Source organism: Rhizobacter sp. Root1238, assembly GCF_001425825.1.
GTDB lineage: Bacteria > Pseudomonadota > Gammaproteobacteria > Burkholderiales > Burkholderiaceae_C > Rhizobacter.
In genome coordinates, this window is sequence record NZ_LMDM01000001.1 from 438,613 (window position 1) to 452,689 (window position 14,077).

The window sequence follows — 14,077 nt, forward strand, 5'->3', positions numbered from 1 at the left end:
GCGCCTAAAATGCCGCGTTTCGCCCCCTCTCCACCCGCCAGACCAACCCCAGGAGCCGCCCGGCATGACTGCCCCCGCCCACGACACCACCTTGATGGCGAACGCCATCCGCGCCCTGGCGATGGACGCCGTCCAGCAGGCCAATTCAGGTCATCCGGGCGCCCCGATGGGCATGGCCGACATGGCGGTCGCACTGTGGGGCCGGCACCTGCGCCACAACCCGGCCAACCCGCACTGGGCCAACCGCGACCGCTTCGTGCTGAGCAACGGCCACGCGTCGATGATCCTGTACGCGCTGCTGCACCTGACCGGCTACGACCTGCCGATGAGCGAGCTGCGCAACTTCCGCCAGCTGCACAGCAAGACCCCCGGCCACCCCGAAGTGGGCTACACGCCGGGCGTCGAGACCACCACCGGCCCGCTCGGGCAGGGCGTCACCAATGCCGTCGGCATGGCGCTGGCCGAGAAGCTGCTGGCCCACGAATTCAACCGCGACGGCCACGCGATCGTCGACCACCACACCTACGTGTTCCTCGGCGACGGCTGCCTGATGGAAGGCATCAGCCATGAAGCCGCCGCGCTGGCCGGCGCCTGGCGCCTGAACAAGCTGATCGCGCTGTACGACGACAACGGCATCTCGATCGACGGCAAGGTCGCGCCGTGGTTCATCGACGACACGCCGAAGCGCTTCGAGGCCTACGGCTGGAACGTGATCGCTGCCGTCGACGGGCAAGACGTGAACGCGGTCGATGCCGCGATCGCCGCCGCGAAGAAGGCCGACAAGCCGACGCTGATCTGCTGCAAGACGACCATCGGCAAGGGCTCGCCGAACCGCGGCGGCACCTCGAAGGCGCACGGCGAGGCGCTGGGCGCCGACGAGATCAAGCTGACCCGCGAAGCCCTCGGCTGGACCTATGAACCGTTCGTGATCCCCGAGCAAGCCTACGAGGAGTGGGACAGCCGCGCCGACGGCCTGGCCGCCGAGACGCAGTGGGTCGACGCGTTCGAGGCCTACTCGAAGGCGTTCCCGGAACTGGCGGTCGAGTTCATCCGCCGCACCGCGCACGAGCTGCCGAAGAACTTCGCGCAGACGGTGCTCGACACCGCGCTGGCGGCGAACGCCAAGGCCGAGAACGTGGCCAGCCGCAAGGCGAGCCAGATCGCACTCGAATCGTTCACGAAGGCGCTGCCAGAGCTGCTCGGCGGCAGCGCCGACCTGACCGGCTCGAACCTGACCAACACCAGCAGCACGCCGCCGCTGCGCTTCGAGGCCGACGGCGCGTCGAACGGCGGGCGCCACATCAACTACGGCGTGCGCGAGTTCGGCATGGCCGCGATCATGAACGGCATCGCGCTGCACGGCGGCTTCATCCCGTACGGCGGCACCTTCCTGACGTTCAGCGACTACAGCCGCAACGCGATCCGCATGGCCGCGCTGATGAAGATCCGCGTGATCCACGTGTTCACGCACGACAGCATCGGCCTCGGCGAAGACGGCCCGACCCACCAGTCGGTCGAGCATGCCGCGGCGCTGCGCCTGATCCCCGGGCTGGACGTCTGGCGCCCGGCCGACACCGCCGAAACCGCCGTGGCCTGGGCCAGCGCGATCGAGAACAGCAACCGCCCGAGCGCGCTGCTGCTGTCGCGCCAGAACCTGCCGTACGCGCCGAAGGCCGAGTTCCAGGCCGGCCAGCCGCAGGCGGCGGTCGACACCCTCAAGAAGGGCGGCTACGTGCTGGCCGAGCCGAGCGAGGTGGGCCTGAAGAAGAAGGCGCAGGCGGTGATCATCGCGACCGGCTCGGAAGTGCAGCTCGCGCTGCACGCGCAGCAGCTGCTCGCGAAGCCCGAGAACGGCGCCATCGCGGTGCGCGTCGTCAGCATGCCCAGCACCTCGGTGTTCGACCGCCAGACCCCCGCCTACAAGACCAGCGTGCTGCCGCAGGGCCTGCCGCGCATCGCGGTCGAGATGGGCGTCAGCGACGGCTGGTGGAAGTACGGCGTCGCGGCGGTGGTCGGCATCGACACCTATGGCGAATCGGCGCCGGCGCCGGTGCTGTTCAAGCACTTCCACTTCACGCCGGAAAACGTGGCCGACACCGTGCGTGTCGTGCTCGGCAAGTAAGTGATGGGTGCGGTCGACAAGCGTCGGTGGGCAGCGTTCTCCGGCCTTGCAAGCGTGCTCTTCGTGAGTGCCGCGTGGGGGCAAGCAGCGCCAACACGCTGCGCGTCGATGCTGGACGTGCCTTCGCTCGCTCGCCGAAGCGGACCGCCATTCAAGTACCCGGAGGCGGCGTTTGCTGCCGGCCATGAAGGTACTGTCGGCTTTCAGTATCACTTGATCGATGCATCAGGCAAGGTTGCGGTCGACTGCGTCTATCAGAGCAGCGGCGACGAGATCATCGATGCGGCCGTGGTCGAGAGAGTGAATTCGTCCCGCTACCACCTGCCGAAAGGGTTCGAATGGGAGCGTGACAAGGGACGCAGCTACCAGGACACCGCGGTGCTCAGCTGGAATGCGGAGAGCTTGGCTCGCACCGATCCGGCCGCGGCTGCCGCCGCCATCGCGGAGAGGTTGATCCATGCCCCTGCGATTCCTGGTGTCCACTTGGCATACGCCTTCGAGGGCGTCACCAACTTGCGAGCCCGCGTGAACGACTCGGGCTCGGTGGAGATGGTCAGCATGCTGCAATCGTCCGGCGATACCAAGCTCGATGCGATCGCCATGGCGACCATGCTGGCCTACAAGTTCAAACCGGGCGATCCCTTCTCGGTCGACCGGGCATTCAGTTTCAAAATCAACTGATCGACGGCCGTCGCTCAGCTTCACCCCAAGGAGATCTCATGACCATCAAGATCGGCATCAACGGCTTCGGCCGCATCGGGCGCATGGTGTTCCGCGCGGCCGTCCAGAACTTCAAGGACATCGAGGTGGTCGCGATCAACGACCTGCTCGAGCCCGACTACCTCGCGTACATGCTGCAGTACGACTCGGTGCACGGCCGCTTCGACGGCACGGTGGAGGTCGACGGCAACACGCTGATCGTCAACGGCAAGAAGATCCGCCTGAGCGCCGTCAAGGACCCGGCCGAACTGAAGTGGGGCGAGGTCGGCGCCGACATCATCGTCGAGGGCACCGGCATCTTCCTGACCAAGGACACCGCGTCCAAGCACATCGCCGCCGGCGGCAAGAAGGTCGTGATGACCGGGCCGTCGAAGGACGACACGCCGATGTTCGTGTTCGGCGTCAACGACAAGACCTACAAGGGCGAGGACATCATCTCCAACGCCTCGTGCACCACCAACTGCCTGGCCCCGCTGGCCAAGGTGCTGAACGACAAGTGGGGCATCAAGCGCGGCCTGATGACCACGGTGCACGCCACCACCGCGACGCAGAAGACGGTCGACGGCCCGAGCAACAAGGACTGGCGCGGCGGCCGCGGCATCCTCGAGAACATCATCCCGTCGTCGACCGGCGCGGCCAAGGCCGTCGGCGTCGTGATCCCCGAGCTGAACAAGAAGATCACCGGCATGTCGTTCCGCGTGCCGACCTCCGACGTCTCGGTGGTCGACCTGACGGTCGAGCTGAACAAGGAAGCGAGCTACAAGGAGATCTGCGCCGAGTTCAAGGCGCAGTCCGAAGGCGCGCTGAAGGGCATCCTCGGCTACACCGAGGACAAGGTCGTCGCGACCGACTTCCGCGGCGACCCGCGCACCTCGATCTTCGACGCCGATGCCGGCATCGCGCTCGACAGCACCTTCGTGAAGCTGGTGGCCTGGTACGACAACGAATGGGGCTACTCGAACAAGGTGCTCGAGATGGTCCGCGTGATCTCGAAGTGAGTGTCGGCTGCCGCAGCGCAGCGCGACCGCGAAAGGCCTCCCCCGGGAGGCCTTTTTTCATGGGCCGGCCCGCCGATCCGTTGCATCTGCACGGTCCGTGAAACCGAGTTGTCTCCAAGCGTGTCGGCCGATGTCCGGTTCACCCCTGGACACACGGCCGATGCCTACACTGGCCGTTCCGGGCTGCGAGCCCCTTCAGGCTGTCCCATGACGCGACTCATTTCCTGCTGCATCGCCTCGTTGCTGGCCGTGGCGTTCGCGCCAGCGGCGTCGGCCGCCGAACAGGCGCCCGCCGTGCACAAGATCCCGGCCGAGATGCAGGCGCGGGTCATCGTCAAGTTCAAGGCCGATTCGAGCGCGATGCGGGCGCTGTCGGTTGCCAGCGGCAGCGCGCAGGCCGCGCCGCAGCAGGCGCAGGCGCTGTCGCAGCGGCTCGGCCTCGCGCTCAGCGACGGCCATGCGCTGACGGCGCGCAGCCAGGTCGTGAAGGCGAGCGGGCTCAGTTCGGCCGACCTGGCGGCGCGCCTGTCGGCGTTGTCCGATGTCGAATACGCCGTGCCGGACGGCCGGCGCCGCGCGTTCGCCGCGCCGAACGATCCGCTGTACGCCGGCGGCGCGAGCGTGTCGCCGACCGCCGGTCAGTGGTACCTGCGCGCATCGACCGCCAGCCTGGTCTCGGCCATCAACGCCGAGACGGCCTGGGGCATCACCACCGGCAGCAGCAGCGTCGTCGTTGCGGTGCTGGACACCGGCATCCGCCCCGACCACCCGGAACTCGCCAGCAAGCTGCTGCCCGGCTACGACTTCGTCAGCGACGCCGCCACCGCGAACGACGGCAACGGCCGCGACAGCGACCCGAGCGATCCCGGCGACTGGATCTCGTCGACCGAGGACGCGAGCGGTGACTTCGCCGGCTGCGGTGTCGAGGGCAGCAGCTGGCACGGCACGCAGACGGCCGGGCTGGTCGGCGCGTCGACCAACAACGGCAGCGGCATGGCCAGCATCGGACGCGACGTCAAGGTGCTGCCGGTGCGCGTGCTCGGCAAGTGCGGCGGCACCGACAGCGACATCATCGCGGCGATGCGCTGGGCCGCCGGTCTCGGGGTGGCCGGGGTGGCGACGAATGCCCACCCGGCCAAGGTGCTGAGCCTGAGCCTCGGGGGGGAGGGCACCTGCTCGCAGGCCTACAAGGACGCAATGACCGAGCTGACCACCGCCGGTGTCGTCGTCGTGGCCGCGGCCGGCAACGACGGCCTCGCGGTCAACGTGCCGGCCAACTGCCCCGGCGTCGTCGGCGTGGCCGGCGTGCGCCACAGCGGCACCAAGGTCGGCTTCTCGAGCCTCGGGCCGGAGCTGACGATCGCCGCGCCCGCCGGCAACTGCGTCAACACGAGCGGCGCCTGCCTGTACCCGATCCTGACGACCACGAACACCGGCAGCACCACGCCGGTCGCCAGCGCCTACACCGACAGCGCGAACCCGTCGCTGGGCACCAGCTTCTCGACGCCGCTGGTGGCCGGCACGTTGGGGCTGATGTTCTCCGCCAACCCGAGCCTGACGCCTGCGCAAGCGATCGGCGTGCTGAAGAGCACCGCGCGTGCGTTCCCGAGCACCGGGGCGGGCGCCGGCGTGGCGGCCTGCAAGGCGCCGTCGGCGACCGCGCAGAGCGCCGAGTGCTACTGCACGACGACCACCTGCGGCGCCGGCCTGCTGGACGCCGGGGCGGCGGTGACCGCGGTGGCCCAGGTGGTGGCGCGCATCGATGCCGGCTCGTCCCGCACGACGCCCGGCGCTTCGATCACGCTGGACGGCAGCGGCTCGTCGGCACCAGCCGGCCATGCGATCACCGGCTACCAGTGGACGCTGACCGCCGGCAGCGACATCGCCAGCTTCACCAGCGCGACCAATGCCGCGACCGCGACGCTCGCGACCACGGCGGCCGGCAGCTTCACCGTGAGCCTGACCGTCACCGACGACGCCGCGGCGCAAGCCACCAGCACCGCGTCGGTCACGGTGAGCGCGGGCACGACGCCGAGGTTGCCCCCCGCGCCGGGCCCTTCGACCACCGCGTCCAGCGGCGACAGCGGCGGCGGCGCCCTCGGCTGGCCGTGGCTGGCCGGGCTGCTGGCGGCGGTGCTGGCGCTGCAGCGGTCGTCGCGCGCGCGTCGTCGTCGCGTCATCCGCCGCTAGCCCTTGCACACAACTTGAAGCACGGCATTGGGGCATGATCTCCGCTCGACGGAGACACCCCATGCGCCACTTTCTGACACTCCCTTGCGCCGTCGCGGTGCTCGGGGCCCTGGCCGCCGGCCACGCCGCGGCCGCCTCGCCCCAGCCCGAACGGCTTTTGACGACCACGGCGACCGCGCCGCGCGCGCTCGGGCTGCTGGTCAAGCTGAAGGATGCGCCGTCGCACGAGCAGGCCGCGGCCCTCGGCGCGACGAAGGCGGGCACCGAACGGCTGCAGGGCGTGATGCGCGCGTCGGGCCTCACCGCGCTGAAGATCTCGCCGAACGGGCGCGCGGCGCAGCGGGTCGATTTCGACCACGTGCTGACGGCCGGCGAGGCTGCGGCGATGGCCGCCAGGCTGCGCGCGCAGCCGGAGGTCGAATGGGTCGTCACCAACGACCTGGAGCGCCGGCTGGCGCTGCCGAACGACCCGCGCTTCCCGAAGACCGCCGGCACCACCGGGCAATGGTGGTTGCAGCCGGTCAGCGGCTCGAACCTGAACGCTGCGGTCGACCGCATGCGCGGCGTGCCGGGGGTGCAGGGTGCGTGGGACACGAGCACCGGCAATGCCGCGGTCACGATCGCGATCCTCGATTCGGGCGTGACGGTTCACCCCGACCTGTCGGCCGCACGCTATTGGCCGGGACGCGATTTCGTCTCGGAGATCGAGTACTCGAATGACGGCAACGGCTGGGACACCGACCCGAGCGATCCCGGCGACTGGGTCACGCAGGCCGACCTGGGCGACCCCGCGTTCGCCGGCTGCGGCGTCGAGGACAGCTCGTGGCACGGCACCACGACGGCCGGCATCGCGGCGGCGTCCAGCAACGACGGCGTCGGCGTGGCCGGCGTCAACTGGACCAGCCGGGTGCTGCCGGTGCGCATCTCCGGCAAGTGCGGCGCGACGGTCGGCGACATCGTCGACGGCATGCGCTGGGCCGCCGGCCTGTCGGTGCTGGACAGCAGCAACAACACGATCCCGGTCAACCCGCACCCGGCGCGCGTGATCAACCTGAGCTTCGGCGGCAGCAGTGCCTGCAACGCCGCCTACCAGAGCGCGATCGACGACCTGGCCGCGGTGAAGACCGTGGTGGTTGCGCCAGCCGGCAACGAAAGCGGCGGCGTGACGCGACCGGCCAACTGCAGCGGCGTGGTCGGCGTCGCCGCGGTGAACCGCGACGGCTTCAAGGCCAGCTATTCGAACTTCGGCCCGAGCATCCAGATCGCGACGGTCGGCGGCGACAGCTCGCAGATCGGCGCCTGGGGCAGCACGGTCAACGACGACGGGCTGCTGACGATCAGCAACAGCGGCTCCAGCAACCCGGGCACCGGCAACTACGTCAACGTGTTCGGCACCAGCTTCTCGACGCCGCTGGTGTCCGGCGTGCTGAGCCTGATGGTCAGCGTCAACCCGAACCTCACGACCGCGCAGCTGATCGACGGGCTCAAGCGCAGCGCGCGGCCGCACGTCACGTCGCCGGTGGTCGGGGCGTGTGCGAACGCGAACCCGGGGCGCTGCATCTGCACGACGAGCACCTGCGGCGCCGGGCTGATGGATGCGGCGCAGGCGCTGGTGTATGCGGCGAACCCGACCGGCTACACCGCGCCGAACTGGTCGTCGGTCGTGATCGACACGCCGGCGCTGCGGGCCGCGGCGGCCCAGGGCCAGGACCTGCCGGGCAACGGCGAAAGCGATCCGGTGACGCCGCCGATCAACCCGCCGGGGGATGGTGGCGGGGCGCTGGGATTCGGCTGGCTGCTGGGGCTGCTGGCGGCGGTGGTGGCGCTGCGACGTACTGCGCCGGTTTGATCCACGGACCCGGATCGTCATCCGGGCTACGGTTCTACCTCGCGCAGCTGCCGAACGGGCGGCCGAGCAGCGCGTCGGATTTCAGTGCCATCACCTGCGCCCACAGCGCGTCGTCCGCGCGCGGGATGCGCAGCGAATGGCTGACGCCGGGCGCCGACAGCTGCGCGACGCGGGCGGTGCGCACGCCGCGCTGCGTCAGCTCGGCCAGCGCCTTCTCGGCCGAATCCCTGTTGTCGAAACGGCCGAGCGACAGGCCGACCTCGAACTCCGGCGCGTTGCGCAGTTCTTCGTACGGCACCTTCATCCGCTTCAGCTCGTCTTCCTTCTTCTGCAGGCCTTCGCGGTTCGGGAACTTGCCCATGTAGACCATCCAGACCGCCGGCAGCTCGTTCCTCACGCTGCTCCAGCTGCCGGGCGGCAACGCGCTCTGCAGCGCGGATTCGGCGCTGGCGATCTGCGCCGGCGTGTAGGGGCCGGCCTCCAGGCAGGCCAGCGCCGGCTCGCCGGGGCCGCCGGCCGGCGCCGACGCCGTGCTCGACGGCAGGATGTGCACGCTGTCGGCCCGCACCTGGCGCGCCAGCCGCTCGGGCTCGCGGTCGCCTTGCGCGCGCACGCCGACCACGCCGTCGAGCTGCCCCTGCGTCCAGGCCCAGAAGCCCAGGTTCGCGAGCACCAGCAACAGCACGACCGCACGCAGCATCAGGCGTCCTCGGCCGGCACGTCGGGCGCGCCGCCGTCGGACGGCGTCAGGCGCACGCTGACCTCGCCGCTGCCGACCTCGCGCGGGCCGTCGACGGTGATCACGCGCAGCATGCCGTTGGCGCTGACGCCGTCGGCGATGCCCTCGGCCACGTCGGGCTGCGTCGTCGTGATCGCGCGGCCGCGCAGCAGGTCGCGCTCCGCGAAGCGGTCGACGAAGGCACCGAAGCCGCGCCGGTTGAATTCGATCAGCGCCTTCACCAGCGGCAGCGCGACGCGCGCCAGCGTGGCCGGGGCGGTCAGCGTGGCGTCGAGCTCCTGCACGCAGCCGTAGCCGGTGTTCAGCTCGGTGGTGGCATGCATCGGCTGCACGTTGATGCCGATGCCGATCACCGCGAGCCGCCGCTTGCCGGCGGCCACCGTCTCGATCAGCACGCCGCCGAGCTTGCGGCCCAGCCGGCTGCCGGGCTGCGCGAGGGCACCGGTCTCGGCGCCGGGCTCCATCAGCCACAGGTCGTTGGGCCACTTCAGGCCGATGCGCGGTGCGCTCGTGTCGCCCGGCGTGCGCGGGTCGAGCGCTTCGGCCAGCGCGACGCCGACCGCCAGCGACAGCCCGGACCAGTCGGGCGGGTTCATCGGCAGCGACAGCGAGAAGGTCAGCGACGCGACCGGCGCGGCCTTCCAGACCCGGCCCATGCGGCCGCGCCCGCCGGTCTGGTGCTCGGCCACCAGCAGGCAGGGCTGCACATCGGCGGCACGCCGGCCGAACGCGGCGCTCTCGACGCTGCGGCGCACCTGCACCAGCTCGGCCGCGGCCTCGTCGATCGCGCTCATGTTGACGCGGGCGCGTTCGAGCAGCGCGGTGTTGGTCGACGAGATGCGCGCGACCACCTCGACGCTCAACCCCGGCAGCAGCGGCTCGAGCTGCTGCCACAGCGCCTCGGCGCCCCAGTGCTGCGGCGTCGGCGCGGGCAGCGTCGGATCGGGGGTGTCGTCTTCGGGGAGGTCGCTCATCGCAGTCTCGGCGTTCGGCTTTCGACGTCCCAGCGGGTCAGCGCTTGGGGGCCAGCATCGTGCCGCGGCAGTTGCGGGTGCCGCAGCGGCATTCGTATTCCTTCTTCAGCTTCGGCGTGTAGCGCTCGTCGATGATCAGGCCGTAGTCGTAGAACAGTTCCTCGCCCGGCTTGATGGCGCGCCGGGCCTTGATGAACACCCGGCCGTCGATCTCGTCGGATTCGCAGTTCGGCGTGCAGGCATGGTTGATCCAGCGCGCCGCGTTGCCACCGTACTTGGCGTCGATCGCCATGTCGCCGTCGAGCTGGAAGTAGAAGGTGTGGTTCGGGTCCTTCGGGTCGTGCGGGTGGCGGCGCAGCGCCTCTTCCCACGGAATGACCTCGCCCTTGTACTCGATGACGACCTCGCCGCGGGCGATCGGGGCGATCGCGAACACGCCCTTGCCGTGCACGCCGGAGCGGCGCACCTGGATGCGCCGGCCGGCGGCAGCCGCCTGGCCCGCAGCCTTCACGGGTGTCGGCGCGGGGGTCGGTCTGGACCGAGGGGACTTGGCGGTGCCGGCTTGCGTCATCGATTTCTTTGGGTACATTGAATTCATGGGTGCGCGCGCGTGCCTGCGCATGCGTGCATGCGCGCGAGAAGCCCGGATTGTAGAGAGCACGCGCCGACCCCGGCCGAGCCATCACCAGAAAGTCCCATGAGCAAGTCACTGATCATTGCCGAGAAGCCCTCCGTCGCCCAGGACATCGTGCGCGCGTTGACGCCCACCGTGGGCAAGTTCGACAAGCACGACGAGTACTTCGAAGGCGAGCACCACATCGTGACCTCCGCCGTCGGCCACCTGCTGGAAATCAAGGCGCCGGAGGAGTTCGACGTGAAGCGCGGCAAGTGGAGCTTCGCGAACCTGCCGGTGATCCCGCCGCACTTCGATCTGAACCCGATCGACAAGAGCAAGGGGCGGCTGAATGCGATCGTCAAGCTGGTCAAGCGAAAGGACGTCACCGACCTGATCAACGCCTGCGACGCGGGGCGCGAGGGCGAGCTGATCTTCCGGCTCATCCAGCAGCACGCGAAGAGCAAGCACCCGGTGCGCCGGCTGTGGCTGCAGAGCATGACGCCGGCGGCCATCCGCGACGGCTTCGAGAACCTGCGCAGCGACGAGAGCCTGCAGGGCCTGGCGCAGGCGGCGCGCAGCCGCTCCGAGGCCGACTGGCTGGTCGGCATCAACGGCACGCGGGCGATGACGGCCTTCAATTCGCGCGACGGCGGCTTCTTCCTGACCACCGTCGGGCGCGTCCAGACGCCCACGCTGTCGATCGTCGTCGAGCGCGAGGAAAAGATCCGCAAGCACGTCTCGCGCGACTACTGGGAGCTGAAGGCCAGCTTTGCGGCACAGGCCGGCGAGTACGAAGGCAAGTGGTTCGACCCGAAGTGGAAGAAGAACCCGGACGACGCCGAGCAGCGCGCCGACCGCCTGTGGAACGCGGCCGATGCGAACGCGATCGCCGAAGCCGCGCGCGGCCAGCCGGCCAGCGTCACCGAAGAGGCCAAGCCCAGCACGCAGAGCGCCCCCGGCCTGTACGACCTGACGACGCTGCAGCGCGAGGCCAACGGCCGCTTCGGCTTCAGCGCGAAGACCACGCTCAGCATCGCGCAGGCGCTGTACGAGAAGCACAAGGTGCTGACCTACCCGCGGACCGACAGCAAGCACCTGCCCGAGGACTATGTCGCCGTCGTGAAGGACACGATGCAGATGCTGGCCACCGACGACATGCCGGGCCCGTTGCGCCCGCTGTCGGCGCATGCCGCGAAGGCGCTGAAGGAAGGCTACGTGAAGCCGAACAAGCGCATCTTCGACAACGCGAAGGTGTCGGACCACTTCGCGATCATCCCGACGCTGCAGGCGCCGCGCAGCCTGACCGAGGTCGAGGCCAAGCTGTACGACATGGTCGTCAAGCGCTTCCTCGCGGTGTTCTACCCGTCGGCCGAGTTCATGGTCACGACCCGCATCAGCACCGTGAAGGCGGCCGGCAAGGAGCACAGCTTCCAGACCAACGGCAAGGTGATGGTGAAACCGGGCTGGCTCGCGGTGTACGGCCGCGAGGCGCAGGAGGACGACGCCAACCTGGTGGCGGTGGCGCCGGGCGAGATGGTGCGCACCGAAGACGTGGCCGTCAACCCGATGAAGACCCGGCCGCCGGCGCGCTACAGCGAGGCGACGCTGCTGTCGGCGATGGAAGGCGCCGGCAAGCTGATCGACGACGACGAGCTGCGCGAGGCGATGCAGGAGAAGGGCCTGGGCACGCCGGCCACGCGCGCGGCCATCATCGAAGGGCTGATCCTCGAGAAGTACATGCACCGCGAAGGCCGCGAACTGATCCCGACCGCGAAGGCCTTCCAGCTGACCACGCTGCTGCGCGGGCTGGGCGTCGAGGACCTGACCAAGCCCGAACTGACCGGCAACTGGGAGTTCCAGCTGTCCGAGATGGAGAAGGGCAAGCTCAGCCGCGAGACTTTCATGGCCGAGATCGCCGCGATGACGCAGCGCATCGTCGCGAAGGCCAAGGAGTACGACCGCGACACCATCCCCGGCGACTACGCGACCCTGAAAACGCCCTGCCCCAACTGCGGCGGCGTCGTGAAGGAGAACTACCGCCGCTTCACCTGCGTCGGCACCAGCCCGGCCGAGGACAACGGCTGCGGCTTCTCGATCAGCAAGATCCCGGGCGGGCGCAGCTTCGAGCTCGACGAGGTCGAGCGCTTCATCGCCGACAAGAAGATCGGTCCGCTCGAGGGCTTCCGCTCGAAGGCCGGCTGGCCGTTCACCGCCGAGCTGAAGCTGGCCTTCGACGACGAGATCAAGAACTGGAAGCTCGAGTTCGATTTCGGCGAGGACGCGAAGAACGCCGAGGCCGGCGAGCCGGTCGACTTCTCCGACCAGGAGAGCCTGGGCCACTGCCCGAAGTGCCAGGGCCGGGTGTTCGAGTTCGGCAGCTCCTACGTCTGCGAGCATGCGGTGGGCGCGCACATCACCTGCGATTTCAAGAGCGGCAAGATCATCCTGCAGCAGCCGGTGGCCCGCGAGCAGATGAGCAAGCTGCTCGCCACCGGCAAGACCGACCTGCTGGAGAACTTCGTCTCGAACAAGACGCGGCGCAAGTTCAAGGCCTTCCTGGCGTTCGACAAGAAGGAAGGCAAGGTCAGCTTCGAGTTCGAACCGCGCGCCGCGAAGCCGCCGGCCAAGGGGGCGGCTGCGAAGGCCGCCGCCGCACCGGCCGCCGAGGCGGAAGCCAAGGCACCCGCCGCGGCGAAAGCCCCCGCGAAGAAGGCCGTCCGCAAGGTGACGAAGAAGGCCGCCGACGACGGCGCTTGAACCGAGCGGGCCTGAACGTTACTGGTAGGTATTCATTCATTCCTTTGTCACGACATTTGTCACAACGAGTCTCTCGTAGCGGCGTGTTGTGACTCCTGTGTAGTGCGACACTGCGCCCACTACAAGTGCGCACACACTCGGCGCGGTCACCGGTCGTCCCACACCGACGACCGACCTGCACCGGGGTGATGCGGCGGCGCGGCCCTGTCGTGGGAGGCCGCAAGCGTCCAACACAGGAACAGGGATCCCGAATGAAACTGCGTGACTTCCGTTGGCTGGCCGCCGTGGCGCTGTTCGCCTGTGCGCCGTGGGCCCAGGCCCTGGTCTTTGCGGTCAACGAGGGCGTGACCTACCGCGTCCCGGCCGAAGAGATCCGCGCCAAGTACGCCGCGATCGCGGCCGACCTGAGCAAGATCCTGAAGCAGCCGGTCAGCATCGAGCCGATCGGCGACTACCCGTCGCTCAAGCGCGGGCTGGCCGAGAAGAGCTACGACCTGGCGATGGTGCACCCGGCGCACATCTCGATCGCCGCGATCAAGAGCCCGGGCTACAAGCTGGTCGCGGTGACCAAGGGCTTCCTGGAGTACCGGGCCAGCTTCCTCGTCAAGGCCGACTCGCCGGTGACCTCGCTGGCCGACCTGAAGGGCCGCAAGCTCGGGGCGCCGGACGAAGACTCGATCACCGCGTGGATGGTGCGCGCGACCTTGCGCGACGCGATCGGCGACCCGAAGCTGGTCGCCACCACCTACACCCGCTACCAGGACGCGGTGCCGTTCTTCGTCGAGAACAACCTGACGCAGGCCGGCGCGACCGCGTCGAACGCGGTCGTCAAGGACTGGCTGGCCAAGGGCGGCAAGGTGATGTTCAAGTCCAAGCCGGTGCCGATCAAGCACATCATCGCGAGCCCGAACCTGTCGGCCGAGCAGGTCGAGAAGGTGCGCGAGTACCTGCTCGGTCTGGACGGCAGCGAAGAAGGCCGCAAGAAGCTCGAACCGACCAAGTTCCAGGGCTTCGTGCGCTACGACGACGCCGCGATGATGGCGGTCGGGACCTGGCTGGGGCTGTGAGCCGCCAGCGGATCCGGCGCCCACGCGACGGATCCGGACCTGGGT

10 protein-coding genes are annotated in these 14,077 nt (G+C 69.3%); 7 read left to right on the top strand and 3 right to left on the bottom strand.

Annotation, left to right across the window (positions count from 1 at the left end):
- Nucleotides 1-64 precede the first annotated feature (64 nt).
- The 5 genes from tkt to ASC98_RS02100 all read left to right on the top strand — a co-directional run bounded on the left by tkt (nucleotide 65) and on the right by ASC98_RS02100 (nucleotide 7,879).
- Nucleotides 65-2,122, top strand: coding sequence for a transketolase (tkt, locus tag ASC98_RS02080; RefSeq protein ID WP_056803762.1), 2,058 nt, complete (start codon nucleotides 65-67; stop codon nucleotides 2,120-2,122).
- Nucleotides 2,123-2,125: 3 nt separating this feature from the next.
- Nucleotides 2,126-2,803, top strand: coding sequence for a TonB family protein (locus ASC98_RS02085; protein WP_082541809.1), 678 nt, complete (start codon nucleotides 2,126-2,128; stop codon nucleotides 2,801-2,803).
- Nucleotides 2,804-2,841: 38 nt separating this feature from the next.
- Complete coding sequence (gap, locus tag ASC98_RS02090) at nucleotides 2,842-3,840, top strand: type I glyceraldehyde-3-phosphate dehydrogenase (protein WP_056803769.1); 999 nt, start codon at nucleotides 2,842-2,844, stop codon at nucleotides 3,838-3,840.
- Nucleotides 3,841-4,047: 207 nt separating this feature from the next.
- Complete coding sequence (locus tag ASC98_RS02095) at nucleotides 4,048-6,030, top strand: S8 family peptidase (RefSeq protein ID WP_082541810.1); 1,983 nt, start codon at nucleotides 4,048-4,050, stop codon at nucleotides 6,028-6,030.
- 61 nt (nucleotides 6,031-6,091) lie between these two features.
- The gene (locus tag ASC98_RS02100; protein WP_057480036.1) at nucleotides 6,092-7,879 is read left to right on the top strand and encodes a S8 family peptidase; all 1,788 of its coding nucleotides are present in this window, start codon (nucleotides 6,092-6,094) and stop codon (nucleotides 7,877-7,879) included.
- A gap of 34 nt (nucleotides 7,880-7,913) precedes the next feature.
- Here ASC98_RS02100 and ASC98_RS02105 read toward each other — a convergent pair whose 3' ends face one another.
- Genes ASC98_RS02105 through ASC98_RS02115 form a run of 3 tightly spaced genes read right to left on the bottom strand, consistent with a single transcriptional unit; the run spans nucleotide 7,914 to nucleotide 10,103 of the window.
- Nucleotides 7,914-8,579: a hypothetical protein gene (locus tag ASC98_RS02105; RefSeq protein WP_056803780.1), complete on the bottom strand. Its 666-nt coding sequence runs from the start codon at nucleotides 8,577-8,579 to the stop codon at nucleotides 7,914-7,916.
- The gene (locus ASC98_RS02110) at nucleotides 8,579-9,592 is read right to left on the bottom strand and encodes a biotin--[acetyl-CoA-carboxylase] ligase (RefSeq protein WP_082541812.1); all 1,014 of its coding nucleotides are present in this window, start codon (nucleotides 9,590-9,592) and stop codon (nucleotides 8,579-8,581) included. The genes ASC98_RS02105 and ASC98_RS02110 overlap by 1 nt, the downstream gene beginning before the upstream one ends.
- 37 nt (nucleotides 9,593-9,629) lie before the next feature.
- The gene (locus ASC98_RS02115) at nucleotides 9,630-10,103 is read right to left on the bottom strand and encodes an SET domain-containing protein (protein ID WP_056803783.1); all 474 of its coding nucleotides are present in this window, start codon (nucleotides 10,101-10,103) and stop codon (nucleotides 9,630-9,632) included.
- A 186-nt stretch (nucleotides 10,104-10,289) separates the two neighbouring features.
- Here ASC98_RS02115 and ASC98_RS02120 point away from each other — a divergent pair, with 186 nt between their 5' ends.
- Both ASC98_RS02120 and ASC98_RS02125 read left to right on the top strand, forming a co-directional pair.
- A complete protein-coding gene (locus tag ASC98_RS02120; protein ID WP_082541814.1) occupies nucleotides 10,290-12,965 on the top strand; it encodes a DNA topoisomerase III in 2,676 nt (891 codons plus the stop codon).
- 251 nt (nucleotides 12,966-13,216) lie between these two features.
- Entirely contained in the window at nucleotides 13,217-14,032 is an 816-nt protein-coding gene (locus ASC98_RS02125; RefSeq protein ID WP_056803785.1) for a phosphate/phosphite/phosphonate ABC transporter substrate-binding protein, read from the top strand.
- The last annotated feature ends 45 nt before the right edge of the window (nucleotides 14,033-14,077 follow it).